General features: G+C 69.1%; 20 protein-coding genes. 8 read left to right on the forward strand and 12 right to left on the reverse strand.

Going from position 1 to position 18,727, the window contains the following annotated elements; all coding sequences use genetic code 11:
* The 5 genes from MKK84_RS19615 to MKK84_RS19635 all read right to left on the reverse strand — a co-directional run.
* Nucleotides 1–428: ABC transporter substrate-binding protein (locus MKK84_RS19615; RefSeq protein WP_243922671.1), on the reverse strand; the 428-nt coding region annotated here is incomplete at its 3' end.
* A gap of 148 nt (nucleotides 429–576) precedes the next feature.
* Nucleotides 577–1,638 carry an MBL fold metallo-hydrolase gene (locus MKK84_RS19620; protein WP_243922672.1) on the reverse strand — a complete coding sequence of 354 codons (1,062 nt, stop codon included), beginning with the start codon at nucleotides 1,636–1,638 and terminating at the stop codon, nucleotides 577–579.
* Nucleotides 1,639–1,698: 60 nt separating this feature from the next.
* The gene (locus tag MKK84_RS19625) at nucleotides 1,699–1,935 is read right to left on the reverse strand and encodes a DUF6894 family protein (protein WP_243922674.1); all 237 of its coding nucleotides are present in this window, start codon (nucleotides 1,933–1,935) and stop codon (nucleotides 1,699–1,701) included.
* Between the two features lie 314 nt (nucleotides 1,936–2,249).
* Nucleotides 2,250–3,287: an aromatic ring-hydroxylating oxygenase subunit alpha gene (locus MKK84_RS19630; protein WP_243922867.1), complete on the reverse strand. Its 1,038-nt coding sequence runs from the start codon at nucleotides 3,285–3,287 to the stop codon at nucleotides 2,250–2,252.
* A 410-nt stretch (nucleotides 3,288–3,697) separates the two neighbouring features.
* Nucleotides 3,698–4,264 (reverse strand): ATPase, encoded by a 567-nt coding sequence (locus MKK84_RS19635; protein WP_243922676.1) that lies wholly within the window; start codon nucleotides 4,262–4,264, stop codon nucleotides 3,698–3,700.
* A 279-nt stretch (nucleotides 4,265–4,543) separates the two neighbouring features.
* Between MKK84_RS19635 and MKK84_RS19640 the strand changes: the two genes are divergently transcribed.
* From MKK84_RS19640 to rimM, 5 genes are read left to right on the forward strand one after another with little or no spacing between them, the layout of a single operon-like run.
* Nucleotides 4,544–4,762: a glutathione S-transferase gene (locus MKK84_RS19640; protein ID WP_243922678.1), complete on the forward strand. Its 219-nt coding sequence runs from the start codon at nucleotides 4,544–4,546 to the stop codon at nucleotides 4,760–4,762.
* Nucleotides 4,763–4,777: 15 nt separating this feature from the next.
* A complete protein-coding gene (gene ffh / locus MKK84_RS19645) occupies nucleotides 4,778–6,352 on the forward strand; it encodes a signal recognition particle protein (RefSeq protein WP_243922680.1) in 1,575 nt (524 codons plus the stop codon).
* Complete coding sequence (locus MKK84_RS19650; protein WP_243922683.1) at nucleotides 6,349–6,684, forward strand: chorismate mutase; 336 nt, start codon at nucleotides 6,349–6,351, stop codon at nucleotides 6,682–6,684. The genes ffh and MKK84_RS19650 overlap by 4 nt, the downstream gene beginning before the upstream one ends.
* A 4-nt stretch (nucleotides 6,685–6,688) precedes the next feature.
* Entirely contained in the window at nucleotides 6,689–7,051 is a 363-nt protein-coding gene (gene rpsP / locus MKK84_RS19655) for a 30S ribosomal protein S16 (protein WP_020092607.1), read from the forward strand.
* An 11-nt stretch (nucleotides 7,052–7,062) separates the two neighbouring features.
* On the forward strand, nucleotides 7,063–7,743 hold the full coding sequence (gene rimM, locus MKK84_RS19660; protein ID WP_243922685.1) for a ribosome maturation factor RimM: 681 nt from the start codon (nucleotides 7,063–7,065) through the stop codon (nucleotides 7,741–7,743).
* Between the two features lie 52 nt (nucleotides 7,744–7,795).
* Here rimM and MKK84_RS19665 read toward each other — a convergent pair whose 3' ends face one another.
* Complete coding sequence (locus tag MKK84_RS19665; RefSeq protein WP_243922687.1) at nucleotides 7,796–8,587, reverse strand: DUF4239 domain-containing protein; 792 nt, start codon at nucleotides 8,585–8,587, stop codon at nucleotides 7,796–7,798.
* A 111-nt stretch (nucleotides 8,588–8,698) separates the two neighbouring features.
* Entirely contained in the window at nucleotides 8,699–9,430 is a 732-nt protein-coding gene (locus MKK84_RS19670) for a class I SAM-dependent methyltransferase (RefSeq protein ID WP_243922689.1), read from the reverse strand.
* Between the two features lie 75 nt (nucleotides 9,431–9,505).
* On the opposite strand from MKK84_RS19670, the gene trmD reads away from it, so the two are divergent.
* Nucleotides 9,506–10,246, forward strand: a complete 741-nt coding sequence (gene trmD / locus MKK84_RS19675) for a tRNA (guanosine(37)-N1)-methyltransferase TrmD (protein WP_243922691.1) — start codon at nucleotides 9,506–9,508, stop codon at nucleotides 10,244–10,246.
* Nucleotides 10,247–10,597: 351 nt separating this feature from the next.
* On the forward strand, nucleotides 10,598–11,767 hold the full coding sequence (locus MKK84_RS19680) for a phosphoserine transaminase (RefSeq protein ID WP_243922693.1): 1,170 nt from the start codon (nucleotides 10,598–10,600) through the stop codon (nucleotides 11,765–11,767).
* Nucleotides 11,768–11,888: 121 nt separating this feature from the next.
* Here the strand turns inward: MKK84_RS19680 and MKK84_RS19685 are convergent, their stop codons facing one another.
* From MKK84_RS19685 to tesB, 3 genes are all read right to left on the reverse strand, one after another.
* On the reverse strand, nucleotides 11,889–13,388 hold the full coding sequence (locus MKK84_RS19685) for an ammonium transporter (protein WP_243922695.1): 1,500 nt from the start codon (nucleotides 13,386–13,388) through the stop codon (nucleotides 11,889–11,891).
* 80 nt (nucleotides 13,389–13,468) lie between these two features.
* The gene (locus MKK84_RS19690) at nucleotides 13,469–13,807 is read right to left on the reverse strand and encodes a P-II family nitrogen regulator (RefSeq protein WP_010683623.1); all 339 of its coding nucleotides are present in this window, start codon (nucleotides 13,805–13,807) and stop codon (nucleotides 13,469–13,471) included.
* A 299-nt stretch (nucleotides 13,808–14,106) separates the two neighbouring features.
* Nucleotides 14,107–15,006 carry an acyl-CoA thioesterase II gene (gene tesB, locus MKK84_RS19695; RefSeq protein WP_243922697.1) on the reverse strand — a complete coding sequence of 300 codons (900 nt, stop codon included), beginning with the start codon at nucleotides 15,004–15,006 and terminating at the stop codon, nucleotides 14,107–14,109.
* A gap of 101 nt (nucleotides 15,007–15,107) precedes the next feature.
* Here tesB and MKK84_RS19700 point away from each other — a divergent pair, with 101 nt between their 5' ends.
* On the forward strand, nucleotides 15,108–16,385 hold the full coding sequence (locus MKK84_RS19700) for an FAD-dependent monooxygenase (RefSeq protein WP_243922699.1): 1,278 nt from the start codon (nucleotides 15,108–15,110) through the stop codon (nucleotides 16,383–16,385).
* Nucleotides 16,386–16,400: 15 nt separating this feature from the next.
* Here MKK84_RS19700 and MKK84_RS19705 read toward each other — a convergent pair whose 3' ends face one another.
* Together MKK84_RS19705 and MKK84_RS19710 are read right to left on the reverse strand one after the other, a co-directional pair.
* The gene (locus MKK84_RS19705) at nucleotides 16,401–16,895 is read right to left on the reverse strand and encodes a cupin domain-containing protein (protein ID WP_243922701.1); all 495 of its coding nucleotides are present in this window, start codon (nucleotides 16,893–16,895) and stop codon (nucleotides 16,401–16,403) included.
* Nucleotides 16,896–17,182: 287 nt separating this feature from the next.
* The gene (locus tag MKK84_RS19710) at nucleotides 17,183–18,712 is read right to left on the reverse strand and encodes a glycosyltransferase family 2 protein (RefSeq protein WP_243922703.1); all 1,530 of its coding nucleotides are present in this window, start codon (nucleotides 18,710–18,712) and stop codon (nucleotides 17,183–17,185) included.
* Nucleotides 18,713–18,727: the final 15 nt, after the last annotated feature.

Here is an 18,727-nt window from a genome sequence, read left to right on the forward strand (position 1 = left end):
TGCCGCTGGTCGAACTGCGGCGCCTCCTTGTTGAGCACCTTGTCGAAGTTCCAGATCACCGCGTCGGCATCGAAGGCCGAGCCGTCGTGGAACGTCACGCCGTCGCGCAAGTGGAAGGTCCAGACCTTCGGGTCGGCCTTATCGACCTCCCAGGACGTGGCAAGCCCGGGCACCATCTTGCCGGGACGGTCGGCGACGTCGAGCTCCCAGGCGACCAGTGGATCGTACAGGGTCAGGCCGGTGAACTGGTAGCCGCCGGCGCCCCGGTCCGGCTGGCCGGTGGTGAGCGGCAGGTCGGTCATCGAGATGCCGTAGGTCAGGCTGCCCGGCGTCCCGCCCTGCGCGCCGGCCCGGCCCGGGGCTCCCAAGGCGGCCAGTGCCGCGCCTCCCACCATCAGCGAGCGGCGTGTCGGCTTGATCAGGTCCATCGTGTCTCTCGGCTGGAAGCGGATGCGCCGCATGGAGCGGCGCCCGCTCTCCAGGCGCGCAACGGCGTTCTCCCCACCGTGACCCCATGCTGCATACAGTATCATGCACGCATCATGCCCAATTGGGCGGCATCTGGCGGCGCTGCTCTCAGGCCTGCCAGACCTGCCCGGGTCTAAGAGCCAGGAACCGCTCCGGCAAGAGACCGGCGGCTCCGAGCGCCGCGTTCAACGCCTCCACGGGCCGCTCGACGCCCTCATCGGTGAGCTGGAACGTGCCCCAATGGTGGCCGAGCGCCTGCTCGGCGCCGAGGAGGCGGAAGGCCTGCACGGCCTCGGCGGGGTCGATGTGCTGCGCACGCATGAACCAGCGCGGCTCGTAGGCGCCGATCGGCAGGGTCGCCAGCCGGGGCGGCCCGAAGCGGGTGCGGATGTCCCGGAACAGGGCCCCGTCGCCGAAGCCCGTGTCGCCGACGTGATAATGCACGCCCCGGGGCGAGGTGATCACGAAGGCGCACCACAGCGCCATCCGCCGATCCCGGACGCCCCGGGCCGACCAGTGGTTGGCCGGTGTCAGATGGACCTGCAGCCCGTCGCCGAGATCGACCGACTGGCCCCAGTCGCGGGTCTCAACGTGCATCGTGTCGTCGAAGCCGCGCAGGATCGCGTCGTTGCCGAGCGGCGCGACGATCAGCGGCTGATGCGCCTGCCAGATCCGCGCGACGCCCGGCCCGTCGAGATGGTCGTAGTGGTTGTGGGTGATCAACACCGCATCGATCGGCGGCAGGTCGGCGAAGGCGATGCCCGGCGGATTGACCCGCTTCGGCCCGGCGAAGCGGACCGGACTCGCGCGCTTGGCGAAGACCGGATCGATCAGGATGTTCCGGCCGGCGACCTGCACGAGGTAGCTCGCATGGCCGATCAGCACGACCCTCAGGCCGCCGACGCGCTCGGGCGGCCGATCCGCCGGAAAGGAGCTTGGGAAGCTCGCCGGCCAGGGCTCCCGCGCCCGCTTGGCCTGCCAGCGAAGCACGTCGGGCAGCGATTTGTCGGTCGCCTGGTCCGGCAGGAAGAAGCGCAGCCCGTCGAAATGGTCCGAGACCGGGCCGCGATAATAGGGGTTCCGACCGCGCCGGTGGGCGGCATAACCGACGCCGCCGAGCGTCATCACCGTGGCCGCACTCGCGACCGTAAGCAGGCTTCGCCGTTTCATACCCCCGGAGATGGCGGGTGGCGCGCGCCGGTCAAGTTCTCTGCCTTGCGACGGCGAGCCTCAGTCCACCGCCTCGGCGGCCAGGGACAGGCGCGCCCGGAAGACGACCTTGCCGACGCCGTCACGCACGCAGGCGACGTAATCCTGGCGCTCGACATCCGGCAGCATGTCGCGAGCGATCGCCGACATGATCCGGGTGACCTTGGCGCGGGCGGCCGGCAAGTCCGGCAGCTCGAAGCCGACGTCATCGCGGACCGGCTGCGAGCCGTCGTGAAGATCGATGAAGAAGCGAGGCATCGGTGCGAAGAGTCTCGATAAGAGGTTCTGCGCGGATATTATTGCTCTGTGTATGGTTAATAGGATCTTAAATTCGGGCCTCGATCAATCTGATCGCGCGTCCAATCCACGGTTCACCTAAACCTCACGGTGGGCGGACGGATCCATATATCCGGCTCGGATACGACGCGGGTTCAGTCGATCGCGGTCCGCGCGCCAACCCGCCCCGCACAGCGGGCTAAGGGCTACATAGCTTGTCTGTCTCGGCAGAGCGCGCACGCCAGCCTGAAAACGCACAGGAATGGACAATGAGCGGAGCCGCGCCGGCGACGCGCTCAGGAGCGCCAGCGCAACTCCTTGCGCTCCAGTGGGTTCGTGAACGCGCGTTCGTCGCGGGCCGCTTCGAGCGCCTCGCGCTTCAGGCGGAAATACCATTGCGACGGCAGATCGCCCTGGCCGAACAGCACCATGGTCGGCTTGCGATCGAGACCGTCCTGCGCCTGCTGGAGCACCTGCTGGTCCTGGGTCAGGAACTGCCGCATCAGCGGGCGGGCGACCGGCTTCAGCAGGTTCAGCGCCGGCATGCTCCAGTAGAGGGCGTTGGTGAGCAGCGTCCGGTCAGGCGTGAGCGGCGTCGCGAAGGTGTAGTTCGCCACGCGCTTCTCGCCCGCACGGATCCGCTCCAGGCGCACGCCCGGCAGGCGGAACTCGATCTCGACCTCCGGCACACCCCCGAGCAGCCGGTAGACCGGGGAACTCGTCGTGGTGGCGTGACTGGTCATGACGAAGCCGTGGGGGACCGGCTGGAAGGTCTTCACCTTCTCGCGGAGCTGCTTCGACGGTCGGAACCACCACGAATCGTGGACGAAGGCGACATGGCCGGGATCGACGAGGCTCAGCGTCGTGAGATCGAAGGAAGCCTCGACCACGAGTTCGACCACCAGGGATCCGGCCGGCGTGAAATCGAGCTCGGGTAAAGCGGCGATGTCGCCACCGGCCGGGCCGATATGGGGGTTGACCCACAGGAAGCCGGCACTCTCGCGGATCGGGAAACGCTGGACCTGGATGCGCGAGAAATCGGCGACGTCATGCTCCGATAGGGTCGGGACGTCGCGGCAACGCCCATCCGTGCCGAAGCGCCAGCCGTGGAACGGGCACATGAGCGAGTCGCCGTCGAACCGGCCCTTGGACAAGGCCATGCCACGGTGGGGGCAACGATCCCTCAGCGCGAAGGGGGCACCGTCCGGGGCGCGGCCGAGCACGATCTGCTCGCCGTTCAGCTCAACCGCGCGCAGACCCGCCTTGCTGCCGGCCTTGCCGAGGTTACGGGACTGGCCGACGCAGTACCACGCGTTCCCGAGCGGCTGGCGCATCGCGTCGGGATCGAGGGCAGCCTCGTCGGCGGGACGCGGCGGGTTGGTGAAGGGCGCGTTCAAGGCGGCTCGGGCTGCGGGCGGGATGCCCCGTCATACGCCCGCCGGCCGATGCGGGAAAGCGCGGGCCCGTGAAGTGCAGATTTCGGGAGGACAAACGGGCGCAGGCGCGGGGCTTCACAAGCCGGCTCGCACCACCTACCTTGCCTTCATCCGCAACGAACGAAAGGAGGTGATCCAGTGTCTCATTGTCATCAGCCGTGTGTCTCGGCTCATCGGACCTGGACCGTCGCCTCCAGCGTGTCGTTCTAAGACGCGCTAGAGACCCGATTTCGGGACAGTTCCGCCGGACGACATGGTTCGGCAATGGAAGGGCCACCCTCACGGGTGGCCCTTCGGCTTTTTAAGGCTCAGCGCTTCTGCATCTGGAACAGCGGCTGGGCCAAAGCTTCGGTCCGGGCGCGCCACACGTCGCGCTCCTCCCGCAGGGCGTCACGCTCGGCCACCAGGGCGGAACGCTCGCCCGCAGCCCGCTCGCGCTCGGTCTGCATCGCTGCGCGCTCGGTCTTGAAGCGCTCACGCTCCGCGCGGATCTCCGCCTGTTCCGCCCGCAGATCGTCGAGGGAGCCGATCTCATCCTGGATATGCGCACGCAGGGTGCGGATCTCCTCCGCGAGCAGCGCCTGCAGTTGGTCCTGATGCTCGGCCTCCAGGCGGAGCTTGGCCTTCAGCATCAGGTTCTCGGCCATCAGCTCGGAGATGTCGGCATCCTCGGTCTCGGCTGCCTGCGACGGCCCGGCGGGCGCCACAACCCGCGGCGACCACGCGGTCTCGGCGGCACCGGGTCCGGCCTTCGGATCCGGGCGCGCTGCGTCGGCCGGGCTGTGAGTCTTCATCGCCGAGAGCCAGTCCCGAAGCGGCCCGGGCGCGGGGCGGCCGCTGGACTCGGGCGGCAGGGAGCGGGCGGGTTCCGACATGGGGCGGCGTCCTGAACGAATTCGCCTCGTAGACAATCGGAACATGCTTAACGATCGGTAAAAGGGGGCGGTCGGCACGACAGAGGCCGCAACCCGGAAATTGACTTTACCGGCCAGCGCGGCTACGCCGCGCGCTCCCGATCCGTAGCAGATCGACCGATGCCAAGCCGACCGGTCCCGTGAGACCGGAGGTCAACGCCCGACAGCGCGTGTGCGCCCTCGGGCGCGATGAGTGTTGGCTGATTGGCGATGGCGGGATCCGCCGGCCGAGGCAGTCCCATGACGCGAGATCAAGAAGCGTTGAACATCGAGGACGCGATCAACGAGACCTGCCCATGGTCGGGCAAGCCGATCTCGGCCGACTCGCTGACGCTCTACAACGGTGCCGTGGTGGGGTTCTGCAACCCGGATTGCCGAGACAAGTTCGCCAAGGCTGTCCGCAGCTTCGAGGCCGATCTCCAGGCGCGCCGGGTCGAGCGCGCCGGGCTCGAACAGTAAGCGCGGGTTCAGAGCATGTTCGAAGGCCTGTCCGATCGCCTCTCCGGCATCCTCTCGGGACTGACGCGCCGCGGTGCGCTCACCGAGGCCGACGTCACCGCCGCCATGCGCGAGGTGCGCCGGGCTCTGCTGGAGGCCGACGTCGCCCTCGAAGTGGTGCGCGGCTTCACCGATAAGGTGAAGGAGAAGGCGGTCGGCGCCGTCGTGCTCAAGTCGGTGACGCCCGGCCAGATGGTCGTGAAGATCGTCAACGACGAGCTCGTGGCGATGCTCGGCACCGATGCCGAGACCGTAGATCTCAACGCCCCCGCCCCGGTGCCGATCCTGATGGTCGGCCTGCAGGGCTCGGGCAAGACCACCACCACCGCCAAAATCGCCCGCCGCCTCTCCGAGCGCGACAAGCGCAAGGTGCTGCTTGCCTCCCTCGACACCCGCCGCCCAGCCGCCATGGAGCAGCTCGCGGTGCTGGCCAAGCAGGTCGGCGTCGAGAGCTTGCCGATCGTGGCCGGCCAGTCGGCGGTGCAGATCGCCAAGCGCGCCATGGAAGCGGCCCGACTCGGCGGCTTCGACGTGGTCATGCTCGACACCGCCGGCCGCACCACGGTGGACGAGGCCCTGATGGCCGAGGCCGCCGAGGTGAAGGCCGCGACGCGGCCCCACGAGGTGCTGCTGGTCGCCGACGCGCTCACCGGCCAGGACGCAGTCAACACCGCCCGGGCCTTCGACGAGCGGCTCGGCGTCACCGGCATCGTGCTGACCCGCATGGACGGCGATTCCCGCGGTGGCGCGGCGCTCTCGATGCGCGCCGTCACCGGGAAGCCGATCAAGCTCGTCGGCGTCGGCGAGAAGGTCGATGCGCTGGAGGAGTTCCACCCGTCCCGCGTCGCCAACCGCATCCTCGGCATGGGCGACATCGTCTCGCTGGTCGAGAAGGCCGCCGAGACCATCGACCACGAGCAGGCGCTCCGCACCGCGGAGAAGATGCGCAAGGGCAAGTTCGATCTCGAAGACCTGTCCATGCAGCTCGCCCAAATGGAGAAGATGGGCGGCATCGGCGGCCTGATGGGCATGCTGCCCGGCATGGGCGCGATCAAGAAGCAGGTCGAGGGCGCCAACCTCGACGAGAACATGTTCAAGCGCCAGCGGGCGATCATCTCGTCGATGACCCCACAGGAGCGCAAGAACCCCGATCTGCTCAAGAACAGCCGCAAGAAGCGCATCGCGGCGGGTTCAGGCGTGGACGTCTCGGAGATCAACAAGCTCCTGAAGATGCACCGGACCATGGCCGACATGATGAAGGCGATGGGCTCCGGGAAACGCGGGATCGGGCAGGCGCTCGGCTCGATGTTCGGCCTCGGCGGTGGCGGGATGGGCGGGGGCGGCATGGGCGGCATGCCCGGCCTGCCCCCCGGCATGCCGGAGCCGACGCCGGAGCAGATAGCCCAGATCGAGAAGCAGTTCGGCGGCAAGCTGCCGCCGATGCCGCCGGGCCTCGGCGGGGGCGGCATGCCCAAGATACCGGGGCTTCCGGGCCTGGGCGGTCCGAAGCTGCCGGGTCTCGGTGGGATCATGCCGGGGAAGAAGAAATGAGCGTGCTCGCGGCACAGGCCGTCGATCCCGAACTCGCGCGCCTGCGCGACAGCATCGACAACTTCGATGCCGCGCTGATTCATCTGCTCGCCGAGCGCTTCCGCTGCACGCAGCGGGTCGGCGAGCTCAAGGCCCGAAAGGGGATCCCCCCTTCCGATCCGGACCGGGAGGCCCGTCAGGTCGCCCGGCTCCGCAAACTCGCGGTCGATGCCAATCTCGACCCCGATTTCGCCGAGAAATTTCTGGCCTTCGTGGTCAAGGAAGTCATCCGGCACCATCAGTCGATCGCAGCGACGCACGAGTCGGCGACCGACACCGAGAGAAAGTCGTAAGAAAATGGCCCTTAAGATTCGTCTCACCCGCGGCGGCGCGAAGAAGCGCCCCTACTACCGCATCGTTGTCGCCGACGCCCGCGCCCCCCGCGACGGCCGCTTCATCGACAAGGTCGGCGCCTACGACCCGATGAAGGCCAAGGACGATCCGGCGCGCATCGTGCTCGACAACGAGAAGATCCAGAGCTGGCTCGCCAAGGGCGCGCAGCCGACCGACCGGGTCCTGCGCTTCCTTGATCAGGCCGGCCTCGCCAAGCGCCCGACGCGCAACAACCCGCAGAAGGCCGAGCCGGGCGAGAAGGCCAAGGAGCGTGCCGCCAAGCGCGCCGAGAAGGCCGCCGCCCCCGCCGAGGACGCTGCGGCGTAAGGCGCTTCACCATGGCGCGCCGCCCCGCAGGTCCCTCCCCCCGCGACGGCGGCCGCCGGAGCCGCGTGAACGCCGCGATCGCGCCCGACGCCGCGACTTCGCCCAAGGCGCCGGCCCCGAAGCCGGCCGCCCCGCCCACCGATTCGAACCTCGTCCTGTTGGGCGAGTTCGGGCGGGCACATGGGCTTACCGGCGAGGTTCGCCTCAAATCCTACACGGCAGAGCCGCGGGCGATCGCCAGCTACGGTACCCTGCTGACCGCGGACGGGCGCAGCCTGACGCTCGCCGAGGTACGCGTCGCCCCCGGCACATCCCCCGACATGCTGATCGCCCGGGTGAAGGGTGTTTCCGGACGGACTGCGGCCGAGGCGCTGAACCGCGTCGCCCTGTTCATTCCGCGCGACCGCCTGAGCGCCCCCGAGGACGAGGACGAGGTCTATGCCGCCGATCTGATCGGCGCCACGGCTTTGGACGAAGCCGGCACGGTCATCGGGACGATCGTGGCCGTCCCCAATTACGGCGGTGGCGACCTTCTGGAACTGCGCCCGCCGAACGGCGGCGCGACGGCGCTCCTCCCCTTCACCAGGGCCTTCGTGCCCGTGCTCGACGTGGCGCAGCGCCGCGTCACCGTGGTGGCGCCGGACGATCTGTTCGCGCCGCCGGGCGAGAAACCGACCGACGATCCGGGCTGATCTCGAAGCCGGTTTCCGTCGGAAAACCGGCAGCCACTTTTGCGGACCCTGCTCAGGGCGCCGGCGCCACCACGGCGGCCCGGGCGATCACCAGCGGCTCTGCGCTCATCGCCAGCGGCCCGTCGAAGGGGCGCTCGTGCAGGGCGATCAGGCCGAGGGTGGTGACCATTGCCAGCGAGAAGGTCATCAGCACCGTCGCCTGAGCAGCCGGGTGTTCCGTGTGAACGAGCCCCAGGGCTACCAGGGTGAGCGCCGCCAGGATCAGCAGGGTGAGCCACTTGGTCCCGTCGCTCGCGGTCTGGCTGAGCGCCAGCCGTTCGCCGCGGTCACCCCGCAGCGCCATGGCGGCGCTGAGAAGTGCGGCATGGGTTGGCGCGCCCGCCTCCGTGGTGATCTTCGGATCCGACACCGTCTCCAGAAGTCGCCGTAACCCGGCCCCGGCTTCCGGCGCGTAGCCGCCCTCGCTCATCCGCGGCCATTCCCGTTCGATCACCGCGTCGAGATAGGCCGCGAGGGCTGACCGGATGTTGCGCATGTCGGAGGTCGAGGCGAGGCTGAGATCGTAGAGCGCTAGGGCGTCGGCGCGCTCAGCCTGGAGGGCGCGCGAGGCCGCGCGCTGGCGCTCCCAGGCATCGTTGGCCACGAAGCCGGTCAAAAGGGCCAGCAGGGTTGCCAGGGCGGTGAAATAGGTGGGCACCATGCCGGCACCGAGGTGGCGCATCATCGGACGCGTCCGGCGCAGGTGTGAGAGTCCGTACAGGATTGCGCTGAGGACGCCGAACAGGAGGGCCAAAACCGCGAAGATCGCCCAGAGCGGTTGATCGAGCCAGAGTCCGAGGAGCATGCGGCGGCCTGCATCGTGGGCGACGGGGCCGCGATGCTGACAACCTTGGGCTGAGAAAGCGTGAAGTCCTGCGCCGTACGCGTCCCAGGACAGCGATCCCCCCGGCAGCTGCTACCGCCGCGTCGCCCCGTCCCGGCAGGGCCGGATCGTTTCGGGTGACGGCCTTCGATCGGTCGCGGGTGCCGAAAACACCGCGAGGTAGGCGCCATCCTTCAACGGGTGAAACCCGGTCTCGCGATACCCTGCGGCAGTGAGTTCGCAGCGCAGGAGCGCCGGAGGGGTGCCGTGGCGGGACGGGATATCGTCGGCGTCGACGATGCCGACGCGACCGCCCGGGTGCATCGCCGCGGCGAGATTGTAGAGCAGGCCGAAGGGCTGGGTGATCTCGTGGTACATGTGCACGAGGATCGCCGCATCCACGGAGGCCGGGGGCAGGCGCGGATCGTGCGGCTCGCCCCGGACCACGGTGACGTTGGCGAGGTCCTTCACCCGTGTCTCCAGGGCGGTGAGGTAATCCGGCGTGACGTCCTCGGCGAGCACCCGGCCGCCCGGGCCAACCAGCGGGCTCAGCCGGACCACGTAGTAGCCACTGCCCGCGCCGATATCCGCCACCGTCTCACCCGGGGCGAAGCCCATAGCCCTGGCGACCTCGGTGAACTCGCCGGCCTTGTCGCGCGCGGATTCCGAGGACCAGCGCGGTGCGACGATCTCGGCCACCGGCCGGTCGGGCTTCGGAAAGGCGTCGGCCGGAGCGCCCGCAGGTGCGAGCGGTCCGGCCGCGCAGACCGGTCCGGCGAGCACGAGGGACAACAGGGCCGGGACGTGGGTCAGGATTCGGATCATGGCCGGTAACAGCCCGCGGGCCGGATCGGTGCCGGTGGCGTTGACCGTGCCGCACCCGGCGCGCGATCAAGCGCCATGACGCACACGGACACGCCCTGGCGGACCACGATCCTCACCCTCTACCCGGAGATGTTCCCGGGCCCGCTGGGCGTCTCGCTCTCGGGCGATGCTCTGACGCGCGGCACCTGGAGCCTGGAGGCCCGCAACATCCGCGAGCACGGGCTCGGCCGGCACCGGGCGGTAGACGACACCCCAGCCGGTGGCGGCGCCGGCATGGTCCTGCGCTGCGATGTCCTGGCCGCCGCCATCGACGCCGCGAGCCCGCCCGACGACCCGCGCCCACGCCTGCTGATGTCCCCCCGCGGCCGGCCCCTGACCCAGGCGCGGGTGCGCACCCTCGCGGAAGGCCCCGGCGCGCTGATCGTCTGCGGCCGGTTCGAGGGGGTGGACGAGCGGGTGATCGCCGGGCGCGGCCTGGAGGAGGTCTCGATCGGCGATTACGTGCTCTCGGGGGGCGAGATCGCCGCCCTGGTGGTGCTCGACGCCTGCGTGCGGCTCCTGCCCGGCGTGATGGGCAAGGTGCAATCCGGCGTCGAAGAGAGTTTCGAGGGCGGACTCCTCGAATACCCGCACTACACGCGGCCCCGGGACTGGGAGGGCCGCGCGATCCCCGACGTGCTCTCCGGCGGCAACCACGCCGCCATTGCCCGCTGGCGGCGGGACGAGGCCGAGCGCCTCACCGCCGAGCGGCGGCCCGACCTCGCCGGCGCACGTCAGGCCGCCTCAAGATCGATCACAGGACCGTCCCGGTCGTAATCCAACGGATCGCGCTGCAGGGGCTGCCGCATCGGCCGCCGCAGGCGATACGGGAGCGCGATGTGGGCCGTTAAGGCTCCAATAACCACAAGCAGAGCAGACCAGACCGCCAGTATCGCGGCGCTGTGCATAGACATCGATGTACCTCAAACGCTACGCGGCACAGCATTAAGCCTAACGGGCCAGGCTTAATCGACTGTTCCGCGCTCCGGGACTGCCTGTCCCGGCCGGGGTCACCCCGTGGGAATCGCAGCGCTGGCAAACGCTTGCCAGACGCCGGGTTTCGGCGCATGCGCGAGTTCGGGATTTCCTCCCCCGCGAGGAATGCCCCTCTGCCAGGATGGATTCGCGATGACCACCCGCCCCACGCAGCGCCCGCGCGTGCCGCATTTCTCCTCCGGCCCCTGCGCCAAGCGTCCGGGCTGGACCCCGGCCGCCCTGGCCGACGCAGCCTTGGGCCGGTCGCACCGCTCCCCCCTCGGCAAGGCCAAGCTCGCCCGGGCGATCGACCTGACGCGCTCGGTCCTGCAGGTGCCCGCCGACTATCGGATCGGCATCGTGCCGGCCTCGGACACCGGCGCCGTCGAGATGGCGATGTGGACGATGCTCGGGCCGAAGCCCGTCGAGGTCGCGGCCTGGGAAGCTTTCGGCAAGGAGTGGGTCACCGATGCGCTGAAGCAGCTCAAGATCGCGCCCCGCATCCACCAGACGCCCTACGGCGTGCTGCCCGACCTCGCGGCGATCGATACCCGGCACAGCGATCTGGTCTTCACCTGGAACGGCACCGCGGCCGGCGTGAAGGTGCCGGACGGCGACTGGATCGCCGCCGACCGCGAGGGACTGACGATCTGCGATGCCACCTCGGCGGCCTTCGCGCAGCCGCTGACCTGGGACAAGCTCGATGTCGTGACCTTCTCCTGGCAGAAGGTGATGGGCGGCGAGGCCGCGCATGGCATGCTGATCCTGTCGCCGCGCGCCGTGGCCCGCCTGGAGAGCCACTCGCCGTCCTGGCCGCTGCCGAAGGTGTTCCGCCTGGCGAAGGACGGCAAGCTCATCGAGGGCATCTTCAAGGGCGACACGATCAACACGCCCTCCATGCTGGCGGTGGAGGATTACCTCGACACCCTGACCTGGGCCGAGGGGATCGGCGGCCTGACGGCGCTGCACGCCCGGGCCAATGCCAACGCCAAGGCGATCTACGATTGGGTGGCGCGAACCCCCTGGATCGCGCCGCTGGCGGTCGATCCGGCGACCTACTCGAACACGGGCGTCTGCCTCGTGATCGCCGATCCGGACGTGCTTGCCCGGGGCGACGCAGCGGTCTCGACCTTCGCGGCGGGACTCGTGGCGCGGCTGGAGCGGGAGGGCGTCGCCTTCGATATAGGCGCCTACCGCGATGCCCCGGCAGGTTTACGGATCTGGTGCGGCGCCACGGTGGAGACGTCGGATCTGAAGGCGCTGACGCCCTGGCTCGACTGGGCTTACTCCGAGGAGAAGGCGGCGCTGACACAGGCGGCGTAAGACGCGGACCACGCGCTGACCGCTCTTACGTCGCTTGGTAAAATCAAAAAAACCCTGGCCCTCTCGAGCCGGGGTTTTCGCGTTTGACAGACGCGGCCCCGCAGGGCCGCGCCACATGTCCTTAGTAGTTGTAGGCGCGCTCGCCGTGATCGGCGATGTCGAGGCCCTCGCGCTCCTCTTCCTGGGTCACCCGCAGGCCGATCGTCAGGTCAACGAGCTTGTAGAGGATCGCCGAGCCAATGCCCGACCACAGCAGGGTCAGGCCGACCGCTTCGGCCTGGATGATGAGCTGGCCCATCATGTCGTAGGCACCGACCGCCAACTCGCCCGGCTTGGAGGTGTAGTCGGGGATGCCGACGCCGCCGAGGTTCGGATCGACCAAGATGCCGGTCGCCAACGCGCCCAGGATGCCGCCGATGCAGTGCACGCCGAACACGTCGAGCGAGTCGTCGTAGCCGAGCGCGTTCTTCACCGTCGAGCACATCACGAAGCAGACCACGCCGGCGACGAGGCCAAGCACGATCGAGCCCATCGGGCCGGCAAAGCCGGAGGCCGGGGTGACGGCCACGAGGCCGGCGATCGCGCCCGAGAGCATGCCCAGCAGCGACGGCTTGCCCTTGAGCGCCCACTCGGCGAACAGCCACGCCACCGCGGCGCCGCAAGTCGCCACGAAGGTGTTCAGCATGGCCAGCGCCGCCGTGCCGTTGGACTCGAGGTTCGAGCCTGCGTTGAAGCCGAACCAGCCGACCCACAGCAGCGAGGCGCCGATCATCGTCATGGTCAGGGAGTGCGGGGCGAGCAGGTCGCGGCCGTAGCCGATACGCTTGCCCATGATCAGGCATCCGACGAAGCCCGCGATTCCGGCGTTGATGTGCACCACAGTGCCGCCGGCGAAGTCGAGGGCGCCCTTCTGGAACAGGAAGCCGGCATCCTTATTGACCGCATCCAGCGCTGCCTGAGCGGTGGCCTTGGAGGCGTCGTCAGTGGCAGCAGCGAGCGCCTTGGCGGCGTTGCCGACCGCATCCGGGCCGCCCCAGTACCAAACCATGTGGGCCATCGGGAAGTAGATGAGCGTGACCCAGAGGATCGTGAACACCACCAGGGCGGAGAACTTCATCCGCTCCGCGAAGGCGCCGACGATCAGCGCCGGGGTGATCATCGCGAAGGTCATCTGGAAGCACAGATAGACGTATTCGGGGATCACGACGCCGTTGGAGAAGGTCGCCACGGTGGAGTTGGCGTCGATCCCCTTGAGGAAGGCCTTCGAGAATCCGCCAACGAAGTCGTTGATGCCGCCGCCGTTGGTGAAGGCGAGGCTGTAGCCATAGAACACCCAGAGCAGGCCGACGATCGACACGATCGCGAAAACCTGGGTCAGCACCGAGAGCATGTTCTTGGTGCGCACGAGGCCGCCATAGAACAGCGCGAGGCCCGGCACCGCCATCATCAGCACGAGGGCCGAGGAGATCAGCATCCAGGCGGTGTCGCCCTTGTTGGGGATCGGGGACGGCGGCGGCGAGGCGGCTTCCGGCGTCGGCGTCTGTGCAAGCGACGGCTCGATCAGGATGGCGGCGATGGCCGCCCCTCCCAAGCCGAGCATGAGGGCGTGACGAAGTTTCATGGGCACGTGGCTCCCGGTCTCAAATCCGTATCGTTTCAGAAAGTCTGGACTCTGCGGGCCCGGGCGCGCCGGGCCGCGGATCAGAGCGCGTCGGCGTCGGTCTCGCCGGTCCGGATGCGCACGGCCTTCTCGAGCGGCATCACGAAGATCTTGCCATCACCGATCTGGCCGGTGCGGGCCGCTCCCGCGATGGCGTCGATGACGCTCGACGTCAGGTCCGAGGCGACGGCGACCTCGATCTTCAGCTTGGGCAGGAAGCTCACCGCGTATTCCGCGCCGCGGTAGATCTCGGTGTGGCCCTTCTGCCGGCCATACCCCTTCACCTCCGTCACCGTCAGGCCGTGCACGCCGATTCCGGTGAGCGCGTCGCGCACCTCCTCCAGCTTGAACGGCTTGATGATGGCCATCACGATCTTCATGGGCGACGCCCCCTTGGAAATGCCTGGGAACCGTTGCCGTCACCCAATCCGCGAGCGACCCTGGCGGGGTCGCCCACAGGCTCGGGATGGCCCGCGGTCGAACGCCGCTATTCAAGGACTGTGCCAGATAAGCTTAACAGGGAACCTTTTCCTTGACCCGTCATCTGCCCACGGATTGATCGACCACGACCATGCGACGTGCACTTGCTGGGACGTTCGTGCCCTCCAATTGGGCAGTCTGCTCAACAAGCAGCATTCCCGTGAGTTGCAGATCCGCAACGCACGCACGGGAACGCGTTTTAATCCCGCTTCGGCCGAATAAGGCCTTCTTGCGCCACGGAGGCCACGAGGTTGCCGGCGTGGTCGAAAATCTGCCCGCGGGCGAAACCGCGGGCGCCGCCGGCGACAGGGCTGTCCTGGGCGTAGAGCAACCAGTCATCGATCTTCACGGGTCGGTGGAACCAGAGAGCGTGATCGAGGCTCGCGGCCTGGATGGCCGGGTCGAACACCGAGCGCTCGTGCGGGATCAGGGAGACGTCGAGCAGGGTCATGTCGGAGGCATAGGCCAGCACCGCCCGGTGGAGGGCCGGATCGTCCGGCAAGGTGGCGGCAGCCCGCAGCCAGACGTTGAAGACCGGCTCGGGTGGTCGGCCGCCCTTCCCGGCGGCGATGTAGCGGTTCAGGTCGACCGGACGCAGGGCGATCGGCCGCTCGCGGCCGAAATACGCGGCAATGGCTTCCGGCATGCCGCTGCCGCCGGCAGCCGCCAGCGCCTTGCCGTCGAGAAGTCCCTCCGGGCCGGCCACGTCCGGCATCGCCGGCTGGTGAACGAGCCCCTCCTCGGCCACCTGATACGAGACCGTTGTGGCGAAGATCGCCCGCCCGTGCTGGATCGCCTTGACCCGTCGGGTCGTGAAGCTGCGCCCGTCCCGGATCCGCTCGACCTCGTACACGATGGGCGTGCGGGGATCGCCCGGCAGCATGAAGTAGGCGTGCAGGGAATGGACCGGACGATCGTCCGGCACGGTGCGGGTGGCGGCGACCAGTGCCTGGGCTACCACCTGCCCGCCGAAGACCCGCCGCCAGCCGGTTTTCGGGTTCTGCCCGCGGAACAGATCGACCTCCAGGCGTTCGAGGTCGAGGATGGCGATGAGTTCGGCGACGGCGTCGGTCATCGCGTCGGTATTAGCGTCCGTCATGGCGCGCGGGGTTTCCGTTCGTTGCCCGCGTGCGACATAGGCCTTTCGAACCGACCTAGCCAACGTCTCCCGCGCGGGAGTCACACCGGAGATCTGCCACGATGACGGCCGAGACGCCCCGCCCCGGTAGCCGCCGCCTCCTGATCGCCGGGGGCGGCCTGCCCAGCCTCGCCCTGGCGCTCGCGCTCAAGCAGGCCCATGGACCCGCACTCGCCGTGACGGTGATCGATCCCTCCGGCGCCGACCCGGCGCGCCATCGCGGCCGGGCCTACGCGGTGGCGGCGGGGGCGCGACGGATGCTGGACCGCCTCGGTGTCTGGGACCGGCTCTCGGGGGCGGCCGAGCCCATCACCGAGATGGTGATCAGCGACAGCCGCCTTGCCGATCCGGTCCGCCCGGTCTTCCTGACCTTCGGCCGCGCGTTCGACCAAGAGGCGGAGGACGATCGGGTCGAAGGCGATCCCTTCGCCCACATGGTGGAGGCCGAGCCCCTGGCCGAGGCGTTGGGGCAGGCCTGCCGGGAGGCCGGTGTCGCCTTCGTCTTGGCCGGCGTGGTGCGCGCGACGCAAGAGGGTCCGGCGATCCGTGCGGAGCTGAGCACGGGCGCGCAGCTGCGCGGCGATCTCTTGGTCGCCGCCGACGGCGCACGTTCGCGCCTGCGGGAGGCGGCGCGGATCGGCTGGGTCGGCTGGTCCTATCCGCAGGTCGGCATCGTGGCGACCATCGGCCACGCCCAGCCGCACGGGGGCCGAGCCTTCGAGCATTTCCTGCCCGCGGGCCCGTTCGCGATCCTGCCGCTGCGGGACGGTGGAGCTCTCGGCCATCGCTCCTCGATCGTTTGGACCGAGCGCGCCGACGCGGCCGACGCCCTGCTGTCCGGTGAGCCCGACGAAGTGCTGGCCGAGATCGAGCGCCGCTTCACCCTCGATCTCGGAACGCTCGCCCTCGAGCATGGGCCGAGCCGGCACCCCCTGGCCTTTGGCCTCGCCCGGAGTTTTTACGCGCCGCGCCTCGCCCTGCTGGGCGACGCCGCCCACGTGATCCACCCGATCGCCGGCCAGGGACTTAACCTCGGCCTGGCGGATGCCGCCTCCCTCGCCGAGGCGGTAACCGGTGCGCTGCGCCTCGGCCTCGATCCCGGCAGCCCCGACGTCCTGCGCGACTATGAGCGCGCCCGGCGCTTCGACAGCTTCGCCATGGCGGCGGCGACCGACGGGCTGAACCGCCTGTTCTCGAACGATGCGCTGCCGCTGCGGCTCGCCCGGGATCTCGGCCTCGGGCTCGTGGACCGGCTGCCGAGGCTCAAGCGCTTCTTCATCGGCGAGGCCGCCGCCGCGCGCGGATCGCGGCCTCGGCTGATGCGCGGGGAGGCCCTGTAGCGGGCGCCCTGTATCTCAGCCGACGACGAGCGCGCGGGCCCGGCGCATCCAGCGCAGCGAGGCCTCGACCAGCGCCGGATGCCGATGCTTGAGGATCGCCGATTTCAGGAGGGTCCTGGGCACCTCCCAGAGCTGAACGGATCCGACCGGGAAATGCGCGACATCGCCCGGGGTCAGGTGATGCCGCTTGCCATCCGCTTCGGTGATGAAGACGTCGCCGTCGAGGATCGTGATGATCTCGTCGCTGTGGTGGGTCCAGCGGAACGTGCTCGCCGTGGTGCGCCAGAGATAGACGTTCGCGCTCCCATCATGGGTTTCCGAGACTTCTGCGACCTCGGTGACGGGATCGCCCGAGACGACCCACTCCGCCGGGATCGGCGCGGGGTTGAAGGCCGCGATCCCAGCCCGCATCGCGGTGCCGGCGACCGGGCGCCCGCCCTCGTGGAGACGGATCTCCACGTAGGCGCCGGCGACGGTAAGCAGCAGGGCGGCGGCGAGGATCCTCTTCACGGCCAGCTCCTGAACGCGAGGCGCAGCACCCGCTGAAATAGCGACAGCACTGTCGTCTATTACACCGTTCATGAGAACACATTTATAGGGATTCTTACCCGTCAGGCCGGTCTATTTGCCAGTTTTGCTTAATAGGATCTGGCGTCGACCTGGCATCCACTTGATCGACGTTCTCCCGTGCGCGGACGACGCGTGTAGCCGCTTATCCTGTGTGATGGGGGGAGCGCAGCGCTGGGGAGCGGCTGCCTCGGGCGCTCAGGATCGCACCACAGCCAACGGAACCGCAATCAGCCCTCCCGCCGCCGCTCCGTGATCCAGCGCGTCGCGTCGGCCCGGGGGGCGACCACATCGGTATCGGTACGCAGTTGCGGCGAGTAGGTGGGATCCTCCGCCAGCACGTCGTGCCAGCGGCGCAGGAAGCGCGCGGTCTGTGAGCCCGGGGCGAAGCTGGTCTGGCGCGACGCGCTCTCGTGGTGCGCCATCTCGGCGAACGGCGTGTAGACGATGCGGTAGCCGAGCTGGCGCATCTTCAGGCACAGATCGACGTCGTTGAAATCGAGGGCGAAATCCTCGTCGAAACCATTCACGGCGTCGAGCACGGCCTTGCGGGTCGCGAAGAGGGCGCCGGTCACCGCCGAGCAGTCGCGCTGGGTCAACGCCCAGTCGCCATAGGTCGGTTCCGCAGCATCCCGGTTGTACCAGGGATGGGCGAACACGTCGAAGATGCCGCCGGTCATGCCGGCATGCTGGAGCTTGCCGTTCGGAAACAAAAGCCGGCCGCCGACGCCGCCGACGCCCCGGTCGAGCGCGAAGGTCAGCAGGGCTTCGATCCAGCCGGGCCGGCGCACCACGAGGTCGTCGTTCATCAGGATGACGAGGTCGGTCTCGGCGGCCCGCCAGAGCGTGTTCATCTTGGCGGCGTAGTTGAACCGCTCCCCCGGTGCCCGGGTCGTCAGCAGGCGAGTCACCGCGAACCGGTCGGAGCGGCCGCGATAGATGGCATCGTCGGCCACGTCGTCGCCGATCAGCACCCGGATCCAGTCGGCCGGATAAGTGCTGCGGCCGAGGCTGTCGAGCAGGTTGATCACGTGCGGCTTGGCGCCCTCCACGGGGCGGCCCTGATCGTCCTTCGGCCGGCTCTGGTTGGTCGGAACCACGAGGGTGACGGACGGGCGCGGATCGAGCGTCCGGCGGATCTCCAGCGTGTCCGGCGTCAGGCCGGGACTTGTGCGCAACGGGACGCCGGTCGTCTCGAACCAGCGGTCGAGGGCGTGGGCGCGGGCCGTGCGCGTCGCCTTCGGCCGCTCGAGCGGCGAGGCGATCAGGGTCTCGGGAATCCGATCGATCCCGATGCCGGCGGAGATCGCCCCAAGCAGGAACCGGAACCACGCGGCGCTCGGGTAGCGCTGACGGAAATCCGGGAGGAGGCCTGCGAAGGCCGCGGTACGGATCAGCAGCGGAAAGCCGATGTAATCGTCGGCCATCAGCAGAGTTGGATTGAAGGCCGGCTTGCAATGGACGCTGCGGACCTGTCCGGTGCCGTCCACCACGGCGTCGTCGCCATAGAAGATGCCGATATCGGGCCGCTCGGCCAGGGCGCGCGTGACTTGCGCCACAAGGTCCGGGCGCAGCTCCGAGGCCGCCGGGGCGATGAACACGGCCCGGCAGGACGGCAGCTGCCGGGCGGCGATCTGGCCGAGGCGGCGCTCGTCCAAGGGGCGGAACTGCGCGTCGAGCGGCAGCGGCAGGATCGCGTCCGGCCACGCGAGCGCTTCCCAGGAGGCCGACGGGGCCGGGACCGGCTTCTTCTTCAACACAGGTCGCGTCTCCGG

The sequence above is a fragment of the Methylobacterium sp. E-065 genome (assembly GCF_022829605.1).
Taxonomy (GTDB): Bacteria; Pseudomonadota; Alphaproteobacteria; order Rhizobiales; family Beijerinckiaceae; genus Methylobacterium.